Raw genomic sequence first — 25,243 nt, 5'->3', positions numbered from 1 at the left:
AACGCTTATTTATGCAGTTTGCGTTGTTCTTTCTATTCATAAAAAAGGTCGTTTGTGATTCCTAAAAAGGAGTTACTAACGACCTTCGAAAAAATTCGATTGTTATTGAGATTTAATTAATTCTATATCAATATGAAATATAACATTTACGTCCTTTTCTTCTTCATGCTTATCTCTACATCTGCCTGATGGACGATGTTTGCATAAACAGCAGCATTTATGTTCCGGACATCAATATTCATTTTAAAAAAAGTCATAAGAAAAGCTATTTCAGCATCAAAAGAAGAACGTATCTGTTCCGGAGTAGCTTTTTCTTTCTTCTCATCAGAACGCATATCATCGCTTCTCTTTTGCTCAAATAAAGCAGATCGCAACAATTCTTCAACTTTAGACTTAACTTGTTCATCAGACATGGATTTCGTATCATATGATAACAAAGCCAAAGTCTCCCGGACATCTTCATAAGCATCAATAGCAATCAGAGAAATACAAACTTTAAAAAGCAAAACACGTGCCCTCTCTTTTATCATATCCTCACGATCAACTAACACAGATTTCAATCCGGACGGATTAGTTATCTTCTTGTACTCTATTATCAAATCAGATGAACGTTTCTTTAATTCCATCTCATTAATATCCTCATCTGGTGAAAGTAATACGGAGCAATCACCACATGAAAGCTCTATAAAATCATATAGAGATAATTGGTTCAATCTTTCAATCATAACCGGGAAAGCATATAATATTTATAATCACGGGCACACGCATCTTTATGTTGCTGCTTACCAATACTGCGTAGTTCATGACGTAAGCCCTTTATTTCATATTTCAAATCACTATAATCATTGAAAATAATAGGTTCACCAGTAGTATCCACTCCTACAAAGGTGGGAGAAAGAGAGGGAACATCCCATTCCGGAACATCCCAATCAGGCAAATCAATAGAGCTCACATCCGGAAATACCTGTGCACCTTTAGGAAGATCCACAAGTGTAGGAGTATCGGGTGTCACCCATGCTTTACCGGCATACATGACAACCTCATGTTTACCAGCATCACCCACGAGCGCCTTACCGCCCGGATGAGCACCGTCTTTCGTTCCTTCAGCATAAGAAGGAATCGGTGTAGCGAGAATAGTTGCCACTTGAATAGCTCCCAATGCTCCTATCAAGATTGATAACGGGATATTGGGCAACGCTTCAGTAATAGCAAGTGCAGTCGCTATTCCAGCCTGGGCAATACTCGTTGCTTTCTCCCATACAGCTTGTTTATGAGCAATCTCTTGCTTTTTCTTTTCAAGCTCCTCATTCTTGGCTTCAGTAGCAGCTTTTGCAGAACGTTTACGGGCTTCGGCTTCCTCTTCCGATATGGCACCTTGTTCAGCCTGCTTTTCATAACGTTCTACATCTTTTTCATACTTCTCATCGTTTGCATCCTGTTCTTCCTCTATTCGGTCAATCTGACCGTCATAAACAGTACTGACAAGACTACCGATTGCACCGACAGCTTGAGATGCAGTCTGCAACCATTTTTTGAGATTCTTTTGACGTTCTTTCTGCGCTTTTTCATCTGCCTTGGTAACACTATTGATAGCAGCAATCTCTGCTTCTGCTTCCTCTTCGGCAAGATCAGCCTTTAATTTCTGCAACTGTTCGGCAATCTTAGCCCTATCATCCGCACTAAGGTTATCAGCTTGAAGTTCCAATTCTAAGGCATCAATAGCGGCTTCGGTAGTCTTTCGAGCATAATCAAGCCGTAACCGGTATTCCTCTGCCGCATATTCCTGCTGTGTAATTTGCTTAGAAGCCAGTTTCTTTTTCAACGCAAGCATATCCATGATGTGTTCTTCATCACGAATCTTTTGCTCATGAGATGCATTTTCAGCGATCAATGAAATTTGATCGGAAGCATACTTCTCATACAACTCCTTTTTCTTCTTTGCATACTTTTCAGCAATGAGGAACACATCTTCACCAGTTTTCTCTGCTGCATCAATTTCACTCTCACGTTGAAGTTCCAACTGTTGAAGTTTTAAATCCAATTCCTCTTTAGAACCTTTTCTAACAACAGTAAGGGCGTTTTCAATATCCTTCTTTTCACGATCTGAATTATACTTGATGGAATATTCATCAAGAGCACGCTGCATCTCTTTAGCAAGATTCTTCCGGGTTGCAATCTCTTCCCTACTATATCCCTTAACAGCAGCTATCTTCTTTGAATACTCAATACCAATACGGGCAAGTTCTTTCTCTAATCCCTCATCCATAAGGGAAAGTTCTGATTCTTGGTAAGTCTGTTGGATTTTCAATTTCTCCTGTGCAGCTTTCTCCAATTCGCGTTTTTCCTTATCAGTGAGAGGTTTTTTGAAAGTACTTTCTGTATTTTCATTCTTTGGATTAAATTTTTCTGCAATTTTATCAAGTCCAGCATTAAATTCATCACTCGAATATATCCTAAAGAAATTTTTAGAAAACTCTAATTGCGCCCTATCAGCTTTTTGAGCTTCTTTTGTATATACTCCAAACATCTTAGCACCTGCATTTTTAAACCATGACATATTTTCAAATTCTGATGTAGAGTACAGGGCACCAGTTTTCATTCTTTCTAAAGCCTTACGTTCTTGAGCTGTCACTTCAATTCGTTTATTCTTCATTTGAATAACAGCTTTGGTATATGCTTCTTCCTCTGAATCGCCTGCATCAAGAAGTCTCTTATACTCACTTTGAAACTCTTTTTCAGCTTCCAATATTTTATTATTTGCATCCTTTTGTGCAAGTCCTCTAAAGTTTGTTTCTATTTGAGTTATTTTATCTTCGGGAGATTTTAAATCATTAGCTATGCTTCTAATCTTATCGGCCATCCAATTAAGAAACTCTTTTGCAGGACCTGTTGATTCAGAAAATGAGAGCATGAATGCTTCCCATGCAGACGAAAGATTAGCCAAAGCTCCCTGAACATTATCTCCCATTGTGTGTGCCATATTAGCAAGCTCTCCATCTACACCAGTTATTTGATCACGTAATGGAACAATCTTATCAGCGGCAGTAAGGAAAGCGTTGAAAGCTGCTACACTCCGTTTATCCGTCATTTCAAGAGTAGTATTCAAATCTACTCCCTGCTCTTTCAACTTCTGTAAACCAATAACCAATTCAGGCAATGTCTTTACAGGACCTCCCAGTGATTTTGCAAGTACACCATTAGTATCAGCTAAATTTAATAGAATATTACGTGTAGCGGTAGCAGACATAGAAGCATCAAAGCCAGCATCTGCAAGTTTTCCAACCAATGCTAAAGTATCCTCTATGGTAAAATTGAAAGCTTTAGCAACCGGGCCTACGATAGGTAATGCAGTAGCAAGGTATGAAAAAGATAAAGCGCTTTTCGAGGTTGCAACTGCCATAGCAGAAACATAGCGTTCAGTTTCTTTGGTATCTGCATTAAACATTCTCAAAGCTGCACCTGATAAAGCGGCAGCATCTGATAATTCAGCACCAGTCGCTTGAGCAAATTTGAGTACAGCTTCTGTTGATTCTAAAATTTCTTTTCTAGTAAATCCTAATTTTGCTAACTCTATTTGTAATTCAGTAGCTTCCGAAGCAGTATATTTAGTAGTAGCTCCCAAACGTTGAGCATCAGAAGTTAATTCTTTTATTTTATTTGAAGTAGTACCTAATATAGCTGCAAGACGGCTATTGGCATATTCAAACTTAACGATATCCCCAACCCCTTCACGTAATTTGGTGAATAAAGCAACAACACCTGTAACAACAGCTTGTGCACCAATATATCCAGCAGCTATGCCTTTTAACCCCATGCCGACTTGACTCAAGCCTTTACCCATGTGCTGTTGAAGCATCAAACCGGAATTTCGAGCAATAATACCCATGTTTTTCATAGATCTATTGCCATTCTCTAATTCAATGATAGCAGCTTTGATTTCTTCCCGATATGCACCTACTGTCATCTTCTGCTGTGTGTACCGGTCGGAGTTACGTTTCACATAATCGGTATTAATACCTATTGTGGAGTTAAGGCGTGCAAGAGTCCGGATATAGTTCTCATCAGTATCTTTCAATACATCTACAGCCTTTTGAAGCTGTTTATTCATTTCTTTTGCTTGTGCCTTACTATGTACTTCCTGATTGGTTAGAGTGATAGCTGTCCGGATGAGCTTTAACCGTTCTTCCTCTGTCAATACAGTTTTCTTACGAGTACTATTACCTGCATTTTGAGCTTTGGTTAAGTTGGCTTCTGCTTTAGCACTTTTTTCTAAAGAAGAAGCATTATCAGCACTCGCCTTAGTAAGTTTCTTGATTTCAGCAGTGGAAAGCTTTTCTGCATTCAACTTTTCCTCTATACGTTTTATCACAGTCTGGGATATTTCCGACTGTTTTCTAAGAGCTTCGGTCAATTCATTAGAAGCGGAACTCGCATTTTTAGATTGAGTAGTATATATAGAGCCTAACTTTTCAAGATCGGCAATTCCGTCCACATTAATCTTTAACCCTTTTGCAAGATCTTTGGCCGCATTGGCATACGTTGCCCTTACACGCTCAATAGTATTATCCAGTTCAACCAATGTCTGAATCTCACCATCCTTTACAAGTCCTTCTATTACTAATTCTGCCATAATTATAGGTAATGTCTATATTCGATAATCTTTCCTTTAATCTCATTCCCAACCTTATCAAAAGCATAGGTACCGTCCTCTTTTTGATAAACAACATACATACAGCCATCCAAAATAGCTGCTTTCTTCGCCAGTTCACTGATACGATCCAGTTCACTTTGCATTTTCTTTATCTCGCATCCACAAGCCATAGCCTACCGGTACCCACATTCAGAAAAGAAACGCTCTAACCATGGACGAAGATACATGATGTTGAAATACTCCTTTGCAGTATCTCCAACGCCAAGAACCTGCTCACCATACTTTCTTTCAATGGATGGCCCCTCTTTAAAACCTTTTGTTTCAAAACGTAATCCGGAATCTATTTTTTGCGCAAAAATGCTATCATAAAAAGTACCAGTGATAAAAAGGTTAGGAACCTCGACCGGGCGTGGTGGCAAATAAAGCATCTCTCCCCTAAGAGGTGGGGTTATCTTCTCTTTCCAATGTTTATACCTTTCTGCTTGATTTTGCCAGGGACCGGGTTCATTGAAATAGGTATCGTTATCATAAGTGGGATTCAATAAATGTTCGGTACCATCTAAACCACTATATAACTGTTCCTGTATGCAATCAATAAGCACATTCTTATTTTCCTCCATACATTTGACACACTCTCCCTTAAACCCGGAAGCAATGGAATGAATCACGTCATAAACTTTATCGAAATCTGCCATATAATAAATAATGAAATGGGCCGGGCTGCAACTACACCCCAGCCCATTAGTTACTTAGTTATCGTATCGAACACATCAGAGAGCTTCTTCCGGCGCTTTTCCTCTTTCAAGTTTAGCCACACCACATTGATATGAGCTTCAATAAATTCTTCCTTCGTCATATCCTTTACTACGGAATCAACGAACGTTACACCATCTGTTTTCATGCTACCTGCTCAATACCTCTAATTCCTTTTTCAAACAACACAGAAGGAGATTTCAACGAAGGAACAGCACCAGCTTTGGGGACAATGGTTATTACACCATCAGCATAAGAAGCAGAAGTTGTATTATTCATAACCTCGGCGGCACCATCAGCGATGAGGCTTCCGAATTCTTCTGTACGATCGTAGCCACCAATCTTCTCGATAATCTTGTAGGCATTTTCCGCTTCTGTCTTTTCAAAAACGACATCAACCAAGCCCATCAAGAAGTTTTTAGGATTGAAATCTAACTGCACATAATCAAAATTCAACAGGCTTTCTTCTGCATCCTCATGAGCGAAACTTACTGTCATAGTTGATTTTGCGCCGCTTGTCGGGAAACGGGTTACAGTCGGATAAACAGAAGACATCGAGATGCCTGCCAACACATCTGTACCATCATTAAAGCCAATCAAGGTGTTATCCTGATTCCAAAAGTAAACGTTCCACCCCTTGTTAGCACACCTCAAAAGTTGGGCATTCAAAACTTCGTCGAAACTCTTTAAAGTAAAGGTATCTGTAAGAGCATTAAGCCCGTTGTACTCACTTGCACCATAACCAGTCGCATTTACCTGTGGATCACCTCCATTCGAAGCATATTCCAGGAATGGGAAAATAGGATAAATACGATCCGGACGGTCTGCATGGCACAATTCGAGCAACTTCTCACCTGTTATATCAGCAGGGAGTTTGACACCATGTTCTGTCAAGATAGCACCTTTGACTTTTTTCCAGTCAATGCTACAAGCAGAACTACCAGTGTTCATCCGGGAACCCTTACACGTTCTAATCTTTCTCATTTTCTTCTACAATTAAGATTATTAATTTTTATTTCCATCGAGCGTATGTTTATGGCATCTATGGGCTCGCTCACAGCCTTACCGGAATCTGTATAGGCTCCGTATCTACCATACGAATAATTCTCTGAATAACTATGTTTCACTTTCTCGTCACAGTCGCAGTCGAACCGGAAATCTTCATATAATACTTCCAACAAACGTTTATAGATTGGACGGAGAATATTCTTGAAAGATGTAGTTCTACGTTCCTCATTACTCCACTCCTTACAGGATGAACAAACTATAATCAACGAAACCTTTGCCTTAGAAAAATAATTTGGATCACTTCTATCTTCATAAATTGGAGTAAAGAGTGCAACCAGCGGGAACTTTTTTTCAGACTGACCAGGAGATTTACTGTATTCATCTAATATGTCCTTGATATATTGACTGCTACCAAAGATGTAATTCAATCTTGGTGACTTTACAATTTTTGCCCCACCTTTCCCATTAGGGTAGAGGATTCCAAGTCCTTCAGGAAGTTTTCTAACTACTTCTTCAAACAGTTCTGTTATATCCAATTCCATCATAAATTGAAAGCATTAATGGGAGTTAATAGGTTCTTTTGAATCTTCAAACCGGTGAAAGGACAATCATCGGACATCGCCCATTCTACAAAGAGTCGGTTCTTCTTCACCATGCTGTTCCAGACACTAACCTGTCTCTTAATCGGAGATATATACTCGTTAGCACATTTTAATCTTACAAGGCCGGTGATAGTAGCCTGTGTATTCATGTCACGTAAAATGTGAAAGAACACATAATCGGCGAACGGTTCACTTAGCTTTTCACATAAAAGTGCATATCCGGATTGAGGTTCATCTTTTTCCAAGATATCAACCTCATCTGAAGAATCCTCTTTTTCCTGTTCTACGATCTCCAAATAATCAGTAATAGCTTGTGAAAGACTAAAACCAACAGCAGTATGAAGAAATTCGGACTGAAATGCCTTGATATACCCATTTATCACTTCATTTACAGCAAGAGAGTTGGGTGAAGGCATTTCAGCTACCGAAGCGTTTTCTATATGCCTGGGACCTGACGTAAAATATGAAACATCAATCAACATAGCAATAGTTATTTAGAAGCCTTACCCTTTCCGGTTTTCTTTTCATCTTCCACGGAAACGGATTTATCATCAACAACAGTTACTTCCTTAGCATCTCCAGCGGGCAAATCCTTTGAATCGGCAGCCGGAAGATTCTTATTATCAGAAGGAACTAAGGCTTCAAGTTCTGCAATACGGGCTTTCATTGTATCACGTTCATCTGTCAGTTCAACAATAGCTTTATCTTTCTCCGTAATGGATTCAGTAAGTTCGCCGATTTTCGCATCTTTCTCTGCGAGCATACATTCCAATGTCTTTCGGGCATCTTCCTCTGTTACAAGTCCGCATTCGGAGATAGGGGTGAATGAAACCACCCCTCTACCAATCCGAATGCGTTGCTCTTTAAGTACATTGGCTACATCCTTATCATTACCTCTAAGTATGTAATCCATAATATTACTTTTTAGTGATTGCTTCTTTCAGTTCAGCCAAATCTCCATAAGCGAATGCCCAAGGATTGTAAACAGGAAAAATCACCTCTTCACTGGCGATAAGAACCACCTCATTACACAACTTCGTTTCCACATCTTCAGCCCACTCTAACGCAAGATTAGTGTAGTCAACGATAGATGCACCCATGTGCATATCACCAATAAAGTATTTACCGGGTAACATACCGGTACTCTCTACAATCGGACGATTAGCAATATGCTTAACACCATTGACAACCTTAATAATGCCAAGGTTACGCCCTGTAGTATCCTTCTCTGATTCCATCGCATTAACATCTGACGGATTGAGAGTAATAGCATTGGGATAATACTGTGCATAGGTCATCACGGCAAATGCCGTCTTAATAATATCTTCCGAGTTAGGAGCTTCGATACTTTGGAAGAATGAGTTGTTGACAGTAAATGTCATATTTGCAATGGCTGTTTCCTCACCGGCAAAAGCAACGTCTTTCAACAAGATTTGACGGTCATTCATCTTGATAATAGGATTCGCTTTGTTCAAGTCTGTCACAACAGCAGCATTGGCAAATGTAATAACCATACCATTGAGCATCAGATCGTACGGTTTTGTGAACTCAACAATCGTGTCTTTACCCCCATTATGGCTTTCGACAGACTTCACACTACCGGCTTCTCCCTTAATGATAGTATCTTTGATGATATTTTCAACTGGAAGTACTCCAATGTGATTAGTAATACCTAACAGGTTCTCACCGTTCCCATCACCAAATAGCATGTTCCAATCTTCAGCAAGCCATACAGCCTCCGGTAGCATATTCAAAATATAACTTCTGATGAAAACACGACTCTTCAACATACGCTTGGAAATTCTGATATGGGTACCAAGTCGTTTTGTACCTGTCTGAATTTCCTTCATCTTAATGCTTGATTCCGGTAAACGACCGTTTTCAGTTACGTACCGTGCATTCCTGTCGAAGTCATACACCTGTGTAAAGGCGAGTTGCGTGTATGTAGGATCACCCTGCAAAGTCGTAATGACATTACGCATATGAATCTTCTGATTACTTACCTGGCTAACAACACGGTTCTGCTGTTGGGTAATCATAATTTCACCACTGTAATTGTCGGTCATGGACACAATATCTTTCAAGCTGAATCCCTCAAAAGAACCTGTTTTACGGCTGTGACCGGCTGCAAACTCTTTGAACTTCTCGCTATCAAGCATTTCGCTTAATTTCTCATCAAACTTGTTAATGGTATCCATAGACAAGCCTTTTTGCTTCATCTTTTCAATACTTTCACCAAGATTCTTTACTTGATCAACAAGGGTTTCATTATCTTTCACAAGCTGTTTGAAAGTATCACTATCATAAGCCTTAAGCGAATTGTTGATGCCATTAAATTTTTCAATCACTTCATCAGGAGTAAGCATCCCTTCAAGCGACTTATTAATTACATCACACATCATGTTTGCGATATTTTCCATAAAGGACTTTTGCTCTGCAGGAAGTCCATCCATTTTCAGACTCAAATCTGATACTGTAAATTTTTTAATTGGCATAAAATTTAAATTTTAAGTTATTTATTATCGAAACAACTATTCAAACTTTTGAAATCGAATAAAGTGCCATTATCAGCGGCTTTAGACGTTACTTCATCGTTACTATTTTCCCCGTCATTCTTTTCTTGAGTGTCAACGGACGGCTCATTCTTTCCGGTAGTATCTTCAGAAGTGTTTTGTAGAATAGCATTCGAACGATATACTTTTCCCCAACAGTGGGGACATCTTACATAATTCATAAGATCCTGCAAACTCTTTTGAGTGAAATCTTTCTCCTTTGACTTTACAGAATCAATAAGAGAAATTACTTGAGTTCTAATCTCTGGAGTGAGCTTCTCCATTTCTTCTCTTACGATGTCCTGCGTTATCCACCTCTGATAATCGGCGGCGTAATCTAATACCTGTTGTGCAAAGGTATGCTCCGTTTCTGCGTCATAATCAAATTGATAACCGCAATGAGGACATGAGACAACGGCACCACCGTTGAGGCTCTTTAGCAATAAACTTAATTCCATATCGTAACCTTTTAAACGTTCATCACTATATCCATGCTGCAAGAACGCTTTTCGAACGAAATCAACAGCTTCCTTTACTTGGTCGGCAGTAGCAGATTTGATATTCACAAGGAATGTTTGAGGATTACTTCCCCAACTTGTCAATGTAGAATATTCCATCATACGCCATTCAAGCACTTTACAAGGATCAGTCAAATCCCTTTTGATAGCTTTTACTCCGATAGAGTGTTCAAGGGTTCTTCCATTCTCTGCAAACAGCTTATAATCAGCTAACGTGTCACGACCAATCTGTTTTTCAAGATTCAACTGGCCAACCATAACTAAATTACCCTCTGTTTCCTTACCACTTAATGGAACCCCCAACAATTGATCCGGACGGTGATTCAAGAACCAACGCATACGACCAATATTTTCCTTTAAAGTCTTGTTGAATGATCCGGGCATGGATACGTCTTTCTGTGAGTCCTTCACACCGATACCGTTCACCGCGACGGTAACGATACCCTTCTCATCAACATCATTTGCCTTTGTCTTGTACTGAAGGCTTTTGATTTTCTCTTCCATTTTCAACTTCACTTTTTGTGTTAAGACTAAATATTTGTTTAACTATCTCTCGTTCCTGGTCCGACATCTCAAATAATGTTTTATCGAACATAGGTTCTTCAAATTTACTTTCACCGATTTGCGCCCTCCAATCATTGTACGTTATCAATCCACTAAGGAACTGGTCTTTGCACCGGCTATTGATATTGGTCTTTACTTCCTCGGCTTCTTTCAATCCCTCCTGCAGGCAATCTACATCAGAGAAATCACAATCCAAATAGTACCCGCTTGATTCAAGTCCTAAAAATTGAGTAAACTCACGGCAGAACTGTTTCGCAAATGGAATGATAACAGAGCTATAAACACTCTTCTCTGCTGTAGATTGATTACTAAATGTAGATTGATCTTTACGTGGAACTAATACAGCAGGAATACCATAAGCGCCTGAAATACTGATTGCATCAGCAAGTGTTTCCTCAAACGGTTGCAGTTCTGCAATAGTGAGATTGGTACGTACAAAACTCAATGGAATATCAGACAGCCCATATGGTAACTGGTCCTTACCTACTCCGAACTTACCGAAATGTTGTTGCAAAATTTCTTTCTTCTCATTATCAGTCATAGCAATGGGCCCGGATTCATCTTGTTTCATATTGATAAGAAATCCTAAGCCACCTCGTTTTACATAAATTACATTACGGGCTTCATATACAGCAATAAGGTTCGATATCGGTTTCATTTGTGACATAAGACGACTTTGAGATTTCATAAACCCAAATCCGGAATAATAACTCACACACCCGTCTCTATCATGCCATACCTGATAAGCAGGAATCTTCATAGTACTCAAAGCACCATAATTTAAACGATAACCTCTAATAATATCCTCTTGGTCAGCTATACCAAACAATGGAATATTACTACCTAAAACAGGCAGGACTTCCATTGCATCAGCAGGAAGTTCCCAGTAGTTAGAGCAATAACGCCATTTTTCTACATTAGTGAAGCTATCAGACATTGCAGCACGTGTAAAACTATTGCCAAGACACAGTTTATATACAAAATGTTGATACACATTCTGTTTCCATGTCATCAAACAATTTGGTCTAAGAAGTATCTGATTCAAACTCTTATTAGCCCAAATAACACTATCATCCTTAACTTTCTTAAACTGAAAGTTAGCACTGGAAATACGAGAAGCGATGTAGTCAATTGGAAAAAAGACTTCTGGTACAGACTGAAAAAGCGTAAGAAAATTTTGAGAACAAACATATGGAGAAGAAAATAACTCTTCAACAGTTATCTTTTTCCCTTCCGGAAGCTTCTTCTCTTCAACAGTCTCACTTACAACTTCTACGTTAGCATCCTGTACAGTATCTTCCTCTGACTTAGATTTTTTACGAAACCAACTCATTTATTTCTTATTTGAAACAAATGTAGGAATATGAATAATCGGTTTCTCAAAACACTAAAATCTTGAAAAATAAGAAATGTACAAATTTAGTTATAACAAACTATATAACAACAAATTACGCAGCAGATGATTCGGGAAACGATTTTATTATATGATATGCAAGACCACTTAAAATAATGCTTGCACTTTTATTCTCACTATTTATGTTATAGTCCATCAGGTTAGTTATGAAATCACTGTAATCTTGAGATTCCTCTAACATCTTTGGTGATAGCAAAAAGTTATTCCTTATAAAATCAGATGTAGCAGCTATTCGCTTATCCACATCGGCAAACTCTTTCTTAACTCTTACTTCTGTATCTTTCACAATTTCCCTCAACTCACGTACTGTCTGATAATAGGCAGATGAACATTCAAAGAGGCACGTATTGGCATTGCGCTCCAAACATGCGGTCTTAATTTCCTCTATGGAAGATGTCTCTCTAAACAAGGCATCAGTTAAATGCCACTTATCACCACAACGGGATGCCTGAACAAGAACAAATGTACCATCTACATTCGGCATGACATAAATAAGCCGCTGCGAGTAGACATTTTGTGCTTCCGGATTAAAGAAACCAAGCATACCCTTACCACCATAGAGATTCCTTTTTCGCCGGTTACTAAATTCAGTGTACTGCTCATTACACAAATCCACAACGACATATCGGAACGTATCAGACAGGTGCCCGTGCTCCTCATAAGTCTGCAAGGTAGTTTTATTCTTGACCTTGGTTTTAAGAATAGCACCGTTAGCATCCTTCTGTACACTCATGTAGTCCTCGATAGATACAGAACATGATTCGTCAATGTATATCTCTATACCAGGAACAGTACAATCAAAGATAGCATTGATAAACTCACCAGTCATGGCAACACTCGGATTCTTATTGCCTACTTTATCCTCAATCTCGAATCCTTCTTTCTGCAATGTATCTATGAATAAGTCCATCCAAGAGCGTTTTTCATCATCAATGCTATTGGCCGCCTTTGTTGAGGCATCACCATGCACATAGACTTTATCACTATACTCAATGGATTTTAAATACTTGGCCACAAGTTTAGAGGATTTCTTTACCGTATTATTCGGGCTTTCACCACACGTCTCATGGAATTGCCAAACCTTGATACCGGTAGTGAAATCTACTTGCCAGTACGACACACTGATATATGGCAGTACATTGTTATCAACTGATATATGAATAGGCAGGCCTGGGACGTATCTATGTTCACCGGAATGTTTGCCACGGTTGAACGAACCGAAGAACTCGCTACCGGTACGAATAACACCCCACTCTCCCAATGCGTACACATTATAATAATCCGGATCGTGAACTCTATCATACTCAAAGTCGGCAACACATTGCTCATCATAAAAACCGTATGTACCATCAGGTGAACCAACAACCCAAAAGTTATTCAGATAGGTAGATTGGATAATAACTGTATTTGAGTCCTGTTCCTCGATCTGCTTTGTACGAGGATTAAGTATTTGCCGAGGCGCATTCTTCTTTACGGATTTGACCTTAGTAAGCTCCTCCGGCAACTCTTTGCCGGCAATGGTAACAGACATTGGCACATCATGCCATTTGTCCTTATCAATGAACTCTTTCTTTATCCAGTGGCTTTCACTGATCGGATTAAAGGTACAAATAATCTGCTGCCCTTTCTTACCACGCAAACGCTTACGTAGCTGCTTGAAATCCGGATGCTCGAACTCTGACCATTCCTCTAACTGAACACGCTTATAGTTGGAGATACCTTTTATCTTCTCCGGATCATCAAGACCGGAGAAATCTATCTTCGCACCATTAGTCAGGCATTTAATAGTATTCTGTTGGAACTTGAACAAATGGGAGATGCCAAGACCGGCCGCAGCGACTTTATAATCTTCATAAATGGTTTTGAGAATAGAAGCTCCTACCTTACGCATGACAAGAGTGTTCTCACCGTCCTGTAATGTCTGTATCAGTATAGTTTGCGCAACACTGTACGATTTACCGGAAGATGAGCCACCATACAAGATAATGAAACGGATAGTCTCATCATTCAAGTACTTTAATAGATAAAATCCGTTAGGATTTAGCTTCTTATAATTTATAACCATATTGTTCTAAAAGTAAGGTTTCTCCGTAGGGTGAATACCGGATTTTGCAGTTCAATTTGTTCTATTCTTCCGAATCTCCATTTTCATCAAAGCCGATACGAAGTTCACCGATTTTATTTCCCTCACCACCTTTGATGTTAACATTCTTATCAGCTTCCCAACCATTCCAGGCACCAAGTATCCGGGCAGCTTCTGTCTTACCGTTGAACTCATAGGTAACTTCTCCTCTCTTATTCTGTATCTTCTTCAATGCGTTACGGGCACGTTTTGGAAGTTGGGAAGGAGTTCTCATTTTTGTTTTCCCAGTTGCAGGGTCAACAAAATGAAGATCATCGGGATTGGCAAGCACTATATCCATTAATACCCTCTCAACAGTTTTCCTCTCTACTTCAGACTCTTTCGCTCTCTGCGCCTTAATCTCATTTATCCTTGTACCAACCTTGCTATTTGCTAATAGTCTACTCGCAGCGCTCCAAATTGTCTCTGGCTTCATGTTGGAAGTATTATAAGACATTCGATATGCTTCACTTGCATTACCTTCTGTATCAACGTAATATTTACAGAATTTCTCTTGCTTAAATGTTAATGGTTCCTCTCGCTTTCCCATATCAATTATTGTTTATTCCTATGAGAAAAAGAAGCTGCTCACTGTCTTTCAATAACTCATAGGTGGCAAGTAATGTACTGCCGGTTGTTAATATGTCATCGTACACTATTATCTTCTTTTCCCTTATCGGACGAAGAAGAAAGAATTCCGGATTCAATCTATCTTTAGTTAGGCACTGGATTGCATTCTCATAGAATGGTATTTTCACCGCCCCAGCTATTTTCGTGCAGATAGAGGTTGCAAAATGAAAGCCCTCGTAGTGTCTCCGTCGCGGTGTGGTGACTATACACCATCCTTCGCATCCCCCTACAATAAAACGGTGGAGAAACTCACACGCTCTCTCTGCAAAGAATGATGCGAGTTCCTCCGACTGTTTGATTTCTGAAAAGCTGGTACCAGTCTTGGAACGGGCGAACTGGGAGATGTAATAGATATCACCCTTTTTATGAAGTGATACCTTTTCTTTCAGATCACATAACCGTTCCTGATGAGACCAGCTCTTATATTTCACCGCTTCCGGCTTATCCCAGTCGTCAATACGACATATCTTTCCCTTTCCTTTCATCAAAGATCTTCTTTACTCCGTCCTCGACAGATGTGTAAGACAAAGGTACTAAATAGATATCCCGGTTCACCGACTGCTCCAAATTGTCAAAATCCCGTTTTTCATTAATTAGCTCAATTTCAAGCGGTTTGTAGTATTTTACTAAAGTAGCAAAATACATCGTAGTCACCGGTTGTACATTACAGATGTTGATTAGCTGACGGTTACATCCTATCGCATAGATAAGTCCTTCGACAACATCATCCATGTAAGTAAAGCTCCGGATATTCTGACCGCAGTTGTATAATGACACCCTTTCCTCATTAAGCAGGAACCAGAGAAGAGTTCTTTCACGTGGGTTTGGTGAATATACATTATGCAGCCGGCATCCGGTAGCAGTCTTACAATAGACAGATGCGTACTGTTCATCGAAATGTTTACTTATTCCATACATGGAAGTAGTGTTCACAGGATTCGCTGTTGACGAGCTGGCGTACACCAACTTCACCCGGTATAGGTTACAGGCATTGGCAACACTCATAAAGGTATCAATGTTATCTTTCCGGATCTGCTCCAAATTTTCATTGAAAACACTTGTTTGTGCTGCAAGGTGAAATACGCAGTCGATATCACCTTTTTTCAAAAGTTCATGAACATTTGATGCTTCAGTTCCGTTCTTTCGGTCAATACCAATGACTTCAACACCTCTTTTTGACAATTCCCGGCAAAGAGCTTTACCAATAAAACCCTCGCTACCAGTTACAATTATTTTCTTCATCATCACAAAAAATAAAGGGCGCATCTTAAAAAGACGCACCCAGGTTCAACATTAATTTAAAGAATTAGTTATATTTGCGGCAGATACCAAATAGGTATCATTGTGACGTTCAGTCTCTCCTTTGTAGAAAGCGGCAATTTTCAACAAAGTAAGGTGATAGATTGAACGGTGTTCGCGTTTTGTATTATCACAAATATGCGTGCCCGTTTAATATCTATGCTTCCTTACTTGGGTTGTTTGCCGCACCTCTACGAAGGGTGTATTTATTGAATTGGGCACGTTTTTATTTTTAACATACAAAACATGAGTAACTTTAGATCATTCAAAAGCTTCTTCTATTTCAATAGAGAAATAGTGTACTTAATCACCTTTGGGTATATAGTACTAATCTTTATCATCGTAATACTAAGTGTGGTAATCAGAGAACAAAATCAAACTATTAAGCTCCTGCAAAATGGGATACTCAGGAATTATCCGGAATCACATATTATTCATAAGCCTCGCATAAATGGACTGTTAGACTGCGAATACAGAATGATAATGAACTCAAAGATTAATCACAGGTAAACTATGTGCTTACTACTTCCCATTCACTTTCCATGATCACATAGCCACATTTATTGCAACTATGCAAATAACGTTGGATATGGAGCTGTTGTGTAATCTACAATAGCGATTTCATGGCTGCCACATTCCGGACATTCGATTGTTACTTACTTCAGTCCATCAAAATCCCAAAAAGAAAGTTTTCCCTTTGCAGGTATAGGTTCCGAGAATAATACAGCATTGGAAAGTACCCAATTATATACCCCTTTCTCCGCCCATACAGACGGATGATTAACAACACAATCAACTATCATCACACTACCGATAATAGCAGAATTGACAATACTATCACCACATATAAGCTCACGTTGAAACCCAATAGAAAACCGGTCCCATTGAGCTTTTGTAAATACACTATTAGGATTTACCATTTCTATCGGTACTGCGCTTGCATGGATTAGTACACGTTTTCCTATGTACTTCTTAGGGCATGGCCATGTACGATTTTCAATATCTTTCACTCCGGAACATATCAAATAAGCCCACGGCTGCTTTACTGAAATAGTTTTCATCTGCGTTTTTTAGATTTGACTTTAATAGGATTCCATTTCTCACCGGTACCAAACAGGTTAAGACGGATTCCTTTCAATCTTAGACAATACTTAAACGCACCAATACTCATTTGTCCCATAATTATATATGATTATGTAGGAACTTCTTCCAAATCAGACTCTAAAAATTCTTCAAATACCATCTTTCCACTCTCATCATGAAGCATTACCATATAAGTATTTTCTTCCCATTGACGACCCTCTTCATCTTCACATAAGGCATCGAGTTCGTCTACTTCTGCAATTACCCCAATCTCCGGTTCTTCACTTCCTTGTCTTGTACATAGTACATGTTGATTCAATTTAAATTTTGTTTCCATAAATGTTTCTTGATTTGATTTTACTTAAATCCCCATTCTTTCATATAATTAATATTATCCGGGAATCCTTCTACTTTTATTGGGCTTAGGAAAATTCTTTCACTTTTTAAATCTGTACCACCCCATATTATAGGTTTACATTCATCGAAGCCTATTTTATCAGATTTATTCAATGAGAAATTAGGCTGAAAACCATATCCTTGTACACTCTGTCCCAAATATCCACATGCCTTTATAGCCCAATTAAAAGCAATCTCTTTGTGATAATAATTATTGGAATATACAGCAACATAAATTTTATGTTGAAACAAACCGGTTTCCGTTAAATCAGGCTGGCAACTAATGCAGAAATACTCAATCTTTGAAAGTATTTCTTTCACAAACGTCTCATACTTTTCACACTCTTCTTTAGATAAGAATTCTTTGTTGTCATCTGCAACATAGATTTTCTTAGTAACTTCTTTTTCTAACATAATTTACTCCTTTCACGATGTTACACATTAATTCCAAATAGGATGTTCACAGTTCCGGCAATATCCGGCTGTCAATTCACCACTATCTTTCAGATAATTCACTTTCTTGCAATTAGGACACATATATCGCTTGTAACCTAATATGCGCCCCCATACGTTTAATACCAATCTTTTCATTGTAATCCGTATTTTTCGTTAAACACTGAATCAGCTTGCCGAAATTGCTTCGTGAAGCGGTTCTCTTTATATTTTCTCGGTGGAACACATCCTGCCATCAGGACAAGAAGTGTGCAGATAAATAGTATCTTCTTCATCTCTATTTTGCTTTAAATAATAGTTACATTTAAAACCCTTCCTTGGTGAGAAGTCTGCAAAATCGCAGGTTTTAAATATCTGATGCTTGTTAGCCCATTGTGCAATATCCTTTTCATATAAAGTCGGTTTGCGATCATTATTAAAATCCCGGTATGGTTGTACAAACGGAGAAATTCCTAATTCCTTAAGCCTGTTTAGACGATATATATCCTGCTCAATGGTTGAGTTAAAGCCTATCAGAACATAACAAGACAAATTACGAGGCTTGATATACTTTATCACTTCTTTCAACTTGTCTGTAAGATCAATTTCCGGCAAATCCCAAGCAATATGGATTCTTCTTTTTAATTTCAATTTGCTTAAATAGAATGCTTGTTCCTCGTTCATAATACGTACATCGACACCATGTAGATTGACCATCTGATTTTTCTTTTGCAGATAATTAATGGCATCTTTCCATTCGGGATTTGCAAAGAAATTATTATCCAGCACCTCAATCCATTCTCCTTTAGGATTCAACTCAACCGGTTCTACTGCCCGGATATACCCCTCTTTTTCACGAACCAAACAAAACGGGCATTTCCGGATGCAACCACGTGAGAAAAACTGAAGAGAAAAGTTATATTGAGGATAAATGGAATAGTCCATTAACATACTACTTTCAATCTCACATGATAATTGCTTCTTTATGTCATAGCCAGTCCCTCCTTTCTCTATTATGTCAGCTTGCAAAGTCAAGTAATTGAAGTCTGGAGTGAAAGTAAACACTTTGCTTGCCAATACCTTGTCATATTGATTGAAAGGGGTAGCCCATTCCACTTGGTCACCTCTCGCCTTATGATATGCAGATGCACGCATAAGAGCGAAGTTAGGGAAGTGATGACCGTCTACATCTACAATTCCAATATTCATTATTTTTCTTATGAGAGTTATTTATTCCGATTATTATATCTCCAAGCTCTGATAAACCACTTTGCTAATTCCCAAAGAACCCGTGGAGAAAATATAATCTTTTTAATTACATAGAATGGTATTATAGTTTCCATTGCTACGTAGTAATTATCTTTAAACTTTCTATGCCTTGTACATGATTCTGCTAATTTCCTCTGGTTTAAATCAACCCAGCCATGATAATGTACACCGATAAAATTTTTGTGTAACCAAAATTCGGTTAGTCTCTTTCGGTTCTTGCAATCAATCTGACATATAAAAAATCCCCATCCCATAATTATTCCTCATATTCTTCCCAAAAGTAAAATTCGCCTTCTTTGATACAAAGACGAGTATTTTCTTCTTGTATATCCTCTGCACTCATATCAGATTTAGGTACCGTATATTGTCCCCATTCTGAATTTGTGTAATGTTCTTCAGCAGTTTTTTCCAACGAAATAGTAACTAATGTATTTCCATTCTTCAAAAATTTAGCTTCACTTTCTAATTCACTACCATCCATATTATTGATGATATTTTTAATTTCTTTCCAGGTCATAATTTTAGTTATATTGGTTTGACTTTTAGTTCCTTACATCTATAAAGGTAATCGTTATTGACAAGTTATACAAACAGAAACTTCGCCTTTTTAACGCCATTTTATTCAGTCTTTTTCTTCAACAATTCAAGTACTTTTCTTTCCCCTTCTTTTAGTCCATCGACGTAGCCTTTTGCATGTTCACCGGCATTATATACTATAAAAGAGAGGATCAACAGAAATAGTCCGAGTGAACGATGCCAGTACGGAAGCTGGACCGCAAACGGTTTGATTGTTATAGACAAGTGCCCTACATATAGCAGGAACACAAACAAAATCACACATGAAATAATTGTTGTTTTCATATTACTCTGTAAATAAATTAAGTTGAGTTGTAAACTCGGGTTTATAAATTCTAAATTTACGGTTAAAGAAAGTCTCAAAGGCTGTTACAATTTCAGAGATGGTATTATCCGCAATTCCTAATAATTTATCATCGGCAACTATAAGAGATAAAGCCTTGTCAAGAGTCATTTTCTTCTCAATAAACAGGGAATACACTAAATATCTACGGGTATATTCCCCAGCCTTGAGTGACTCAACTTCTTCAGGAGTGGCCTTTCTCTTGTACAATACTTTATACCAATGTGTTTCAGCAGTACGGGCTCGCTTTTGTCTAGGTAACAAGTCATAAAACACGGCAATTTCATTCTTTTGGATACACTTATGTTTTTTCCGAACACCATACATCACATAAGGAGTGTTCCAATCCGGATGAGTCTTTCGATATTCAAGTTCCAGCTCTCGATCAATAAGATCTTGCTCAAAGTCTTGTTTCATTAACCATTCCTCGAACCAGGCAGCAAGTGCTTCTTCTCGATTATAATAATCTCTTCCATTTACACATATGGGAATCATAATAACTCTTTCTATTGCATTTCACGTTTAAATCTTTCCTCTAAATCAAAAATGGTTTCTCCACTATTACGCCGATAGGGCCTATCGGTATTTAACTGAAGTTCTTTCAGCTTTTTCCAATACCATGGAAGGTACAAATACATATTCTTCAACTCCTTCAAGTTCTTATTTCCACAACACCAGCAACTCACACGATCAAGTAGTTCATATAGCCTTACTCCATCCTCACACCAAACAAAGCCTTTTGTATAACAGTACTGGAGTGCATCTGCTTCTGTAACCCCCCAGTCACGAAGTGGTAAAACCCGATTAGCCCGATTTTCTTTTTCAAAGCGATGCATCTCATCGGCAGCAATACCGACATAATCAATTCCATCTTTTGTGTGAGCTTTCAACGCACGAAGTTTTTCACTCGTTCCCCACCGGCATGTTCCCCCACACCAACTATATCCTTTTTTATGGATAATATTAGTCCCTCTTTTCTTAACCGGCTTTTCAAACATTGTCCAAAGAAAAGGTTGCTCCGGATGCAGTTCTGTATATTTAATGCCAAGTTTTTTAAGAATTGGAAGAACAGCATCACGAGTGTTATAGATTGCCTGAAATTCCATACCTGTATCATAGAAAACGACTTCATCCAACTGATATCCTTTTTCTATTAGCATGAAAAGCATTGCCAAAGAATCCTTGCCAAAACTAACTGAAGCATAATATCTCATACAAGAAACTTATTATTAGGTGAGTCCTTTTTTTTGCTTTGCCCTCTCGCTATTAACCTGTGACATACACATACGGCACCATGACGATAAACACCGGTATTTTTTTCCATGCGAAGTAATCGTATTTGCGTAAAACCGATTGAGATAGAAATAGTGGCCGCAATGGGTACATTTTTTCATCTCTCTACCACCTGCATCAAACTTTCTATTTCGAGGTTTACGACGAATAAGAGTACATCCCTTACAATAATTATCTTCACCGCGATATCGACGGCAATGCGAAAGGGATTTTATTCCACATTTCGCAAATGCTTTGCAATCAACACGTACAAATGAATGTGTACTCATAGCCTTCGTTTATTTTGAAACTTATTTAACACACGAGAAATTACCTCCATATTATCAGTCATCATCCATTCTTTTGCAACGTTCCAAGCAAGACTCATAACTGGATTAAAATTATCTTTCCTTACCGTATGGTGAGATAAACGTCCTTCAGTTGGTTTCAAATTCTTATCATGTAAAATACATAACCCATTTTCAAAGAAAGCACAATACTCTTTGCCAGCAACAGGTTGAATCATCGGAATAGCAATATTAATAACCCCTAAGAATATACCAGCAGCCCAGTTCGTCAGCGCTAACCTGTCGGCATAACCTGCATCAATAATCCTTTCAATATCATCAGGAGTACCAAGACAAGGAGTATGACATTGTTGTTTACAAATGCTACATGAACATTGAACAGGTACACGACCTGATGCCCTCATTACCCTTTGTAATGAGGCTTCTCTTGACAACTCCCCCATCATTATTCAGTAATTGAATTTAAGATAACTTTCGCACGCTCTATACACCAACGATTGAGGTATGACTGCCAGCAACCAATAGAGGGAGTCCACCTAAAAGTATTATTTTCTTTCAACTGTGACCGGATTTCCTTACTCGGAATACCGGCAAAAAATAACTGCAGACGGTTCTCTTTAGCATTCTCAACGACACGTACACCACTGATAGTGTATTCTTTATCTTCTGTCTCTTTTAGCTTTCTTGCTCGATCACGACGCTGCTTCGCATCCCGGATACGTGCATTATTATTAGAAAGCATATAAGAAGGAAAACCATACTCGCCATAACGGTCAGGTTTAGTTAGCTCGATAGCTTTATTCTCTGAAAAACCTAAAGTTTGCAGTTGTTCAACCTTTGCAATATCATTTAGTTTTTTACTTCTAACTATCTTATTAGCAGCTTTCATCATCCCTTGAGCTTTCTCTAACGCATCGACCTTTTCTTGTAATCTGTCTACTGCGTCATCATCTCCTAAATAAATGGAGTTATTATTTTCAGCAGCTTCGGCTTTACGTTCAAAGTATTCTGCCTTCTCACCTAATTTAACTGACTTTCCCAGAGCATTCCAGGAGCGGTTCAAAAGACTGCGATGCCCCCTTTCTGAATGATGCCCTACAAGTATAGGTTGTCCAGGAGGAATGTGCTCAACCATTTTGTAGCTCTGATTATACGCCTCTGTTGACTGTTTCGCTGCATTTACTGAAAGCTCTCTTAGTCTGTTAGCTCTGGCTTCCTGCCTTTCTTTTCTGTTCATAATTCTTTGGTTTAATTTGGTTTGACTTTTATAAAATTTAAAGACCACAGCTAAACCGTGGTCTTATCATTACTTCGACTTATCAGTAGGAAGCAAATCATCAAATAATCCGGGAACTCGCGGCTGTAACGCTTCAAATTCTTCCCGGAAAAACTCTTCTTTGGTCCTACCTTGCTTTTTCCCTTTCCTTGTATGTACATCAAAAGTATATACTGGGATGGCAATAGGATAACGTCTAACATCATCTATCCATTTTTCTATGTCAACATCTCTTCTGTCATAAATCAAGTTCTGCAAATGATCTGCATCCCGGTTCTTCCTACATTCACAAAGAAGAATAACCGCTTTGCTGACAAATATCCTGCCTTTGGGGGCAGTAGCATTTTTATTTACCAGCTCATGACCTTGCCATAATGCTTCTATCTCTTTTGTTATGATACCGAAGCAATCCTCTGCACTAATGGTATATAAACGCTTCCACACATAGTCGCGGTATCCACTCGCCCATAATTCCAAGGCAAAAAAGCCGGCTACCCCGGTATCGGCTCGCCGGATCGCTTTTTGCATTGCAGAACTCACCTCGAAGAAATCATATCCGCAAACTGTTCTAATAATCATAATTCTAATTTAATGGTTTGACTTTTAATTGATTACATCAGTAAATTTAGCTAAAAAAGACGGATATAGCAAACAGATTGAACGCCATTTAAACGCCTTTTTTACAGGTTATTAGAACTTGAATTTGCAGGATATGTTATACTGTACAAGCTGCTTAGTTTTATCCTTTCCATTATTGGTAGCACTCTTCAATAGGATGCTATCACCAAAATTCTTTTTGATGAATAGAATGGATCTACGCTCCTCTTCTTGATTCCGGATAGAAGCAAGTCCACCGGAATTCACGAAAGTGCTCTTTTGCTCAAAATTGTAACGCAAATCGGTCAAAATCTTACGCTCTTTGTACTTCATATAACAGGAAATCCAAAAATCTTCCTTCAAGCGTATTTCTTCATTCCACCAGGTATTTTTATTATAGATTACTCCATAGCTGCAACCGGTTATCATTTTAGACAGGGAAAGAAAACCGGTTTCGTCATACATCACAGGTGATATTCGAGAAGTGAAACCGAAAAGATGAACATCCATCATACCGGCCATCTCAAATAGAGATTGAATAATATTGGTGATTCTATCCTTATCTTTCACCCGGCACGGTTCACCTTTTTCTGCATAGATCGCTTTACAGGCATGAACATCATCGTCGAGCATGAAAAGTTCACCAAAATGTTTCGCCATCCAATTACGTTTAGGGATGAGGCCGATTACATCGTCCGGATGAGTAACTATTTCACATTCCGGGTTAAACTGCTGGTACAAGTCAGCTTGACTTTCAGCAACGCAAATTATAGGATCGTTCACCAACTTTTTAGCGAACACCCGGTCATGGCGCTTATGACTTGGTATTACTATTTTGCAGGGCATGGCGAACATCTTTTATGTCGATTACATTACTCTTACTTACTTTCCCGGTCTTGTACGACTTCATGTGCTGCATATCCAGCCTTTCACGAAGCCAATTACTATCTACCTCATTGCTTGAGGTTATGATAAACAACTCATGCTTTTCGTCATATTTAGGAATAAGGGGGTAAATGGCTGTATCATCTGTGATGGCATCGAAGCGCTCTTTAAATTCATCCTCCTTCTTCTTCGGCCCGAACTCGATACCCCAGTCTTGGAGTTCTGCTTTATTCCATTCATTTTCCATAACGTCCAAATCATTCTCACCGAAATTGACGTTATCCTTTGTAGCATACTCTCTCAACTTTTTAACAGGGGTATCAGGTGCCAGGACCTTACATGGAAGCTCTTTGTAACCAAGCTCCTTACATGCACGCAAACGTAAATTCCCACAAACAACAATATACCGGCCATCATTATAGGGAAATATTATGAGCTCCCTAAGTTCAAGCATTTCAGGCGAATCCTGAATGCTTTTCTTCATCGCTTCAAAGCGATAGTCACGGAAAAAGCGCGGATTTTTCGGTAATCCCGTGAGCTGCCCCTTATTAAAATCAAGTAGGCAGACTTGAATTGTCTCTGTCATAACCAACTATATTAAAATCAACAACACTAACAGTCAGCCAGCAGACTTGAATTATCTCTGCCATAACCAACTATATTAAAATCAACAACACTAACAGTCAGTAACAA

Annotated in this window: 30 protein-coding genes; all 30 read right to left on the bottom strand. The window is 38.6% G+C overall.

Annotated features, from left to right (window positions below; all coding sequences use genetic code 11):
* Window positions 1-146: 146 nt before the first annotated feature.
* The 30 genes from CJF29_RS10390 to CJF29_RS10245 all read right to left on the bottom strand — a co-directional run bounded on the left by CJF29_RS10390 (window position 147) and on the right by CJF29_RS10245 (window position 25,136).
* On the bottom strand, window positions 147-725 hold the full coding sequence (locus tag CJF29_RS10390) for a hypothetical protein (RefSeq protein WP_007759734.1): 579 nt from the start codon (window positions 723-725) through the stop codon (window positions 147-149).
* Window positions 722-4,630 carry a phage tail tape measure protein gene (locus CJF29_RS10385; protein WP_099145827.1) on the bottom strand — a complete coding sequence of 1,303 codons (3,909 nt, stop codon included), beginning with the start codon at window positions 4,628-4,630 and terminating at the stop codon, window positions 722-724. The genes CJF29_RS10390 and CJF29_RS10385 overlap by 4 nt, the downstream gene beginning before the upstream one ends.
* A gap of 2 nt (window positions 4,631-4,632) precedes the next feature.
* Window positions 4,633-4,794: a hypothetical protein gene (locus CJF29_RS10380; RefSeq protein ID WP_229109707.1), complete on the bottom strand. Its 162-nt coding sequence runs from the start codon at window positions 4,792-4,794 to the stop codon at window positions 4,633-4,635.
* A gap of 30 nt (window positions 4,795-4,824) precedes the next feature.
* On the bottom strand, window positions 4,825-5,346 hold the full coding sequence (locus tag CJF29_RS10375) for a hypothetical protein (protein WP_055228876.1): 522 nt from the start codon (window positions 5,344-5,346) through the stop codon (window positions 4,825-4,827).
* A 50-nt stretch (window positions 5,347-5,396) separates the two neighbouring features.
* Window positions 5,397-5,552 (bottom strand): hypothetical protein, encoded by a 156-nt coding sequence (locus CJF29_RS10370; protein ID WP_007759726.1) that lies wholly within the window; start codon window positions 5,550-5,552, stop codon window positions 5,397-5,399.
* Complete coding sequence (locus CJF29_RS10365) at window positions 5,549-6,388, bottom strand: hypothetical protein (RefSeq protein ID WP_099145828.1); 840 nt, start codon at window positions 6,386-6,388, stop codon at window positions 5,549-5,551. The genes CJF29_RS10370 and CJF29_RS10365 overlap by 4 nt, the downstream gene beginning before the upstream one ends.
* Window positions 6,385-6,957 carry a hypothetical protein gene (locus tag CJF29_RS10360; RefSeq protein ID WP_099145829.1) on the bottom strand — a complete coding sequence of 191 codons (573 nt, stop codon included), beginning with the start codon at window positions 6,955-6,957 and terminating at the stop codon, window positions 6,385-6,387. The genes CJF29_RS10365 and CJF29_RS10360 overlap by 4 nt, the downstream gene beginning before the upstream one ends.
* A complete protein-coding gene (locus CJF29_RS10355) occupies window positions 6,954-7,496 on the bottom strand; it encodes a hypothetical protein (protein WP_099145830.1) in 543 nt (180 codons plus the stop codon). The genes CJF29_RS10360 and CJF29_RS10355 overlap by 4 nt, the downstream gene beginning before the upstream one ends.
* Window positions 7,497-7,504: 8 nt before the next feature.
* Entirely contained in the window at window positions 7,505-7,927 is a 423-nt protein-coding gene (locus CJF29_RS10350) for a hypothetical protein (protein ID WP_099145831.1), read from the bottom strand.
* 4 nt (window positions 7,928-7,931) lie between these two features.
* On the bottom strand, window positions 7,932-9,509 hold the full coding sequence (locus tag CJF29_RS10345; RefSeq protein WP_099145832.1) for a phage major capsid protein: 1,578 nt from the start codon (window positions 9,507-9,509) through the stop codon (window positions 7,932-7,934).
* A 17-nt stretch (window positions 9,510-9,526) separates the two neighbouring features.
* Window positions 9,527-10,588 carry a phage prohead protein gene (locus CJF29_RS10340; RefSeq protein ID WP_099145833.1) on the bottom strand — a complete coding sequence of 354 codons (1,062 nt, stop codon included), beginning with the start codon at window positions 10,586-10,588 and terminating at the stop codon, window positions 9,527-9,529.
* On the bottom strand, window positions 10,542-11,981 hold the full coding sequence (locus CJF29_RS10335) for a phage portal protein (protein WP_099145834.1): 1,440 nt from the start codon (window positions 11,979-11,981) through the stop codon (window positions 10,542-10,544). Before CJF29_RS10335 ends, CJF29_RS10340 begins: the two co-directional genes overlap by 47 nt.
* A 115-nt stretch (window positions 11,982-12,096) precedes the next feature.
* On the bottom strand, window positions 12,097-14,127 hold the full coding sequence (locus CJF29_RS10330; protein WP_099145835.1) for a PBSX family phage terminase large subunit: 2,031 nt from the start codon (window positions 14,125-14,127) through the stop codon (window positions 12,097-12,099).
* Between the two features lie 61 nt (window positions 14,128-14,188).
* Window positions 14,189-14,734 (bottom strand): terminase small subunit, encoded by a 546-nt coding sequence (locus CJF29_RS10325; protein WP_099145836.1) that lies wholly within the window; start codon window positions 14,732-14,734, stop codon window positions 14,189-14,191.
* Window position 14,735: 1 nt separating this feature from the next.
* On the bottom strand, window positions 14,736-15,299 hold the full coding sequence (locus tag CJF29_RS10320; RefSeq protein WP_099145837.1) for a phosphoribosyltransferase: 564 nt from the start codon (window positions 15,297-15,299) through the stop codon (window positions 14,736-14,738).
* Window positions 15,268-16,059 (bottom strand): NAD-dependent epimerase/dehydratase family protein, encoded by a 792-nt coding sequence (locus tag CJF29_RS10315; protein ID WP_099145838.1) that lies wholly within the window; start codon window positions 16,057-16,059, stop codon window positions 15,268-15,270. The genes CJF29_RS10320 and CJF29_RS10315 overlap by 32 nt, the downstream gene beginning before the upstream one ends.
* 710 nt (window positions 16,060-16,769) lie before the next feature.
* Window positions 16,770-17,174, bottom strand: coding sequence for an ASCH domain-containing protein (locus tag CJF29_RS10310; RefSeq protein WP_099145839.1), 405 nt, complete (start codon window positions 17,172-17,174; stop codon window positions 16,770-16,772).
* Between the two features lie 131 nt (window positions 17,175-17,305).
* Window positions 17,306-17,533: a hypothetical protein gene (locus CJF29_RS10305; protein WP_099145840.1), complete on the bottom strand. Its 228-nt coding sequence runs from the start codon at window positions 17,531-17,533 to the stop codon at window positions 17,306-17,308.
* 20 nt (window positions 17,534-17,553) lie between these two features.
* A complete protein-coding gene (locus CJF29_RS10300; protein ID WP_099145841.1) occupies window positions 17,554-18,006 on the bottom strand; it encodes a hypothetical protein in 453 nt (150 codons plus the stop codon).
* Between the two features lie 27 nt (window positions 18,007-18,033).
* Window positions 18,034-18,183: a hypothetical protein gene (locus tag CJF29_RS10295; protein ID WP_172556629.1), complete on the bottom strand. Its 150-nt coding sequence runs from the start codon at window positions 18,181-18,183 to the stop codon at window positions 18,034-18,036.
* A gap of 66 nt (window positions 18,184-18,249) precedes the next feature.
* The gene (locus tag CJF29_RS10290; RefSeq protein ID WP_255299305.1) at window positions 18,250-19,233 is read right to left on the bottom strand and encodes a hypothetical protein; all 984 of its coding nucleotides are present in this window, start codon (window positions 19,231-19,233) and stop codon (window positions 18,250-18,252) included.
* Between the two features lie 316 nt (window positions 19,234-19,549).
* Window positions 19,550-19,810 carry a hypothetical protein gene (locus CJF29_RS10285; RefSeq protein ID WP_099145843.1) on the bottom strand — a complete coding sequence of 87 codons (261 nt, stop codon included), beginning with the start codon at window positions 19,808-19,810 and terminating at the stop codon, window positions 19,550-19,552.
* Between the two features lie 101 nt (window positions 19,811-19,911).
* The gene (locus tag CJF29_RS10280; RefSeq protein ID WP_099145844.1) at window positions 19,912-20,154 is read right to left on the bottom strand and encodes a hypothetical protein; all 243 of its coding nucleotides are present in this window, start codon (window positions 20,152-20,154) and stop codon (window positions 19,912-19,914) included.
* Between the two features lies 1 nt (window position 20,155).
* Entirely contained in the window at window positions 20,156-20,707 is a 552-nt protein-coding gene (locus CJF29_RS10275) for a hypothetical protein (protein WP_099145845.1), read from the bottom strand.
* Between the two features lie 11 nt (window positions 20,708-20,718).
* Window positions 20,719-21,426: a phosphoadenosine phosphosulfate reductase family protein gene (locus CJF29_RS10270; protein ID WP_099145846.1), complete on the bottom strand. Its 708-nt coding sequence runs from the start codon at window positions 21,424-21,426 to the stop codon at window positions 20,719-20,721.
* A gap of 344 nt (window positions 21,427-21,770) precedes the next feature.
* Complete coding sequence (locus tag CJF29_RS10265; protein WP_099145848.1) at window positions 21,771-22,235, bottom strand: hypothetical protein; 465 nt, start codon at window positions 22,233-22,235, stop codon at window positions 21,771-21,773.
* Between the two features lie 2 nt (window positions 22,236-22,237).
* The gene (locus CJF29_RS10260) at window positions 22,238-23,029 is read right to left on the bottom strand and encodes a DUF3560 domain-containing protein (RefSeq protein ID WP_099145849.1); all 792 of its coding nucleotides are present in this window, start codon (window positions 23,027-23,029) and stop codon (window positions 22,238-22,240) included.
* A gap of 69 nt (window positions 23,030-23,098) precedes the next feature.
* Window positions 23,099-23,647 carry a hypothetical protein gene (locus CJF29_RS10255; RefSeq protein WP_099145850.1) on the bottom strand — a complete coding sequence of 183 codons (549 nt, stop codon included), beginning with the start codon at window positions 23,645-23,647 and terminating at the stop codon, window positions 23,099-23,101.
* Between the two features lie 111 nt (window positions 23,648-23,758).
* Window positions 23,759-24,511 (bottom strand): hypothetical protein, encoded by a 753-nt coding sequence (locus CJF29_RS10250; RefSeq protein ID WP_099145851.1) that lies wholly within the window; start codon window positions 24,509-24,511, stop codon window positions 23,759-23,761.
* The gene (locus tag CJF29_RS10245; RefSeq protein ID WP_099145852.1) at window positions 24,480-25,136 is read right to left on the bottom strand and encodes a ParB N-terminal domain-containing protein; all 657 of its coding nucleotides are present in this window, start codon (window positions 25,134-25,136) and stop codon (window positions 24,480-24,482) included. Before CJF29_RS10245 ends, CJF29_RS10250 begins: the two co-directional genes overlap by 32 nt.
* Window positions 25,137-25,243: the final 107 nt, after the last annotated feature.

The sequence above is a fragment of the Bacteroides celer genome, from assembly GCF_002632415.2.
Classification (GTDB): domain Bacteria; phylum Bacteroidota; class Bacteroidia; order Bacteroidales; family Bacteroidaceae; genus Bacteroides.
The sequence above is the reverse complement of the archived record's forward strand: the minus strand, read 5'-3'. Positions and strand labels throughout refer to the sequence as shown.

Coding starts and splice junctions, on each gene's coding strand:
- CJF29_RS10285 (WP_099145843.1), bottom strand. CDS start 19,810: ATGACCTGGAAAGAAATTAAAAATATCATCAATAATATGGATGGTAGT.
- CJF29_RS10320 (WP_099145837.1), bottom strand. CDS start 15,299: ATGAAAGGAAAGGGAAAGATATGTCGTATTGACGACTGGGATAAGCCG.
- CJF29_RS10335 (WP_099145834.1), bottom strand. CDS start 11,981: ATGAGTTGGTTTCGTAAAAAATCTAAGTCAGAGGAAGATACTGTACAG.
- CJF29_RS10300 (WP_099145841.1), bottom strand. CDS start 18,006: ATGTTAGAAAAAGAAGTTACTAAGAAAATCTATGTTGCAGATGACAAC.
- CJF29_RS10305 (WP_099145840.1), bottom strand. CDS start 17,533: ATGGAAACAAAATTTAAATTGAATCAACATGTACTATGTACAAGACAA.
- CJF29_RS10280 (WP_099145844.1), bottom strand. CDS start 20,154: ATGAAAACAACAATTATTTCATGTGTGATTTTGTTTGTGTTCCTGCTA.
- CJF29_RS10340 (WP_099145833.1), bottom strand. CDS start 10,588: ATGGAAGAGAAAATCAAAAGCCTTCAGTACAAGACAAAGGCAAATGAT.
- CJF29_RS10375 (WP_055228876.1), bottom strand. CDS start 5,346: ATGGCAGATTTCGATAAAGTTTATGACGTGATTCATTCCATTGCTTCC.
- CJF29_RS10295 (WP_172556629.1), bottom strand. CDS start 18,183: ATGAAAAGATTGGTATTAAACGTATGGGGGCGCATATTAGGTTACAAG.
- CJF29_RS10390 (WP_007759734.1), bottom strand. CDS start 725: ATGATTGAAAGATTGAACCAATTATCTCTATATGATTTTATAGAGCTT.
- CJF29_RS10330 (WP_099145835.1), bottom strand. CDS start 14,127: ATGGTTATAAATTATAAGAAGCTAAATCCTAACGGATTTTATCTATTA.
- CJF29_RS10380 (WP_229109707.1), bottom strand. CDS start 4,794: ATGCAAAGTGAACTGGATCGTATCAGTGAACTGGCGAAGAAAGCAGCT.
- CJF29_RS10260 (WP_099145849.1), bottom strand. CDS start 23,029: ATGAACAGAAAAGAAAGGCAGGAAGCCAGAGCTAACAGACTAAGAGAG.
- CJF29_RS10385 (WP_099145827.1), bottom strand. CDS start 4,630: ATGGCAGAATTAGTAATAGAAGGACTTGTAAAGGATGGTGAGATTCAG.
- CJF29_RS10315 (WP_099145838.1), bottom strand. CDS start 16,059: ATGATGAAGAAAATAATTGTAACTGGTAGCGAGGGTTTTATTGGTAAA.
- CJF29_RS10370 (WP_007759726.1), bottom strand. CDS start 5,552: ATGAAAACAGATGGTGTAACGTTCGTTGATTCCGTAGTAAAGGATATG.
- CJF29_RS10270 (WP_099145846.1), bottom strand. CDS start 21,426: ATGAGATATTATGCTTCAGTTAGTTTTGGCAAGGATTCTTTGGCAATG.
- CJF29_RS10365 (WP_099145828.1), bottom strand. CDS start 6,388: ATGAGAAAGATTAGAACGTGTAAGGGTTCCCGGATGAACACTGGTAGT.
- CJF29_RS10250 (WP_099145851.1), bottom strand. CDS start 24,511: ATGCCCTGCAAAATAGTAATACCAAGTCATAAGCGCCATGACCGGGTG.
- CJF29_RS10355 (WP_099145830.1), bottom strand. CDS start 7,496: ATGTTGATTGATGTTTCATATTTTACGTCAGGTCCCAGGCATATAGAA.
- CJF29_RS10255 (WP_099145850.1), bottom strand. CDS start 23,647: ATGATTATTAGAACAGTTTGCGGATATGATTTCTTCGAGGTGAGTTCT.
- CJF29_RS10310 (WP_099145839.1), bottom strand. CDS start 17,174: ATGAAAACTATTTCAGTAAAGCAGCCGTGGGCTTATTTGATATGTTCC.
- CJF29_RS10325 (WP_099145836.1), bottom strand. CDS start 14,734: ATGGGAAAGCGAGAGGAACCATTAACATTTAAGCAAGAGAAATTCTGT.
- CJF29_RS10360 (WP_099145829.1), bottom strand. CDS start 6,957: ATGATGGAATTGGATATAACAGAACTGTTTGAAGAAGTAGTTAGAAAA.
- CJF29_RS10290 (WP_255299305.1), bottom strand. CDS start 19,233: ATGAATATTGGAATTGTAGATGTAGACGGTCATCACTTCCCTAACTTC.
- CJF29_RS10350 (WP_099145831.1), bottom strand. CDS start 7,927: ATGGATTACATACTTAGAGGTAATGATAAGGATGTAGCCAATGTACTT.
- CJF29_RS10345 (WP_099145832.1), bottom strand. CDS start 9,509: ATGCCAATTAAAAAATTTACAGTATCAGATTTGAGTCTGAAAATGGAT.
- CJF29_RS10245 (WP_099145852.1), bottom strand. CDS start 25,136: ATGACAGAGACAATTCAAGTCTGCCTACTTGATTTTAATAAGGGGCAG.
- CJF29_RS10275 (WP_099145845.1), bottom strand. CDS start 20,707: ATGATTCCCATATGTGTAAATGGAAGAGATTATTATAATCGAGAAGAA.
- CJF29_RS10265 (WP_099145848.1), bottom strand. CDS start 22,235: ATGGGGGAGTTGTCAAGAGAAGCCTCATTACAAAGGGTAATGAGGGCA.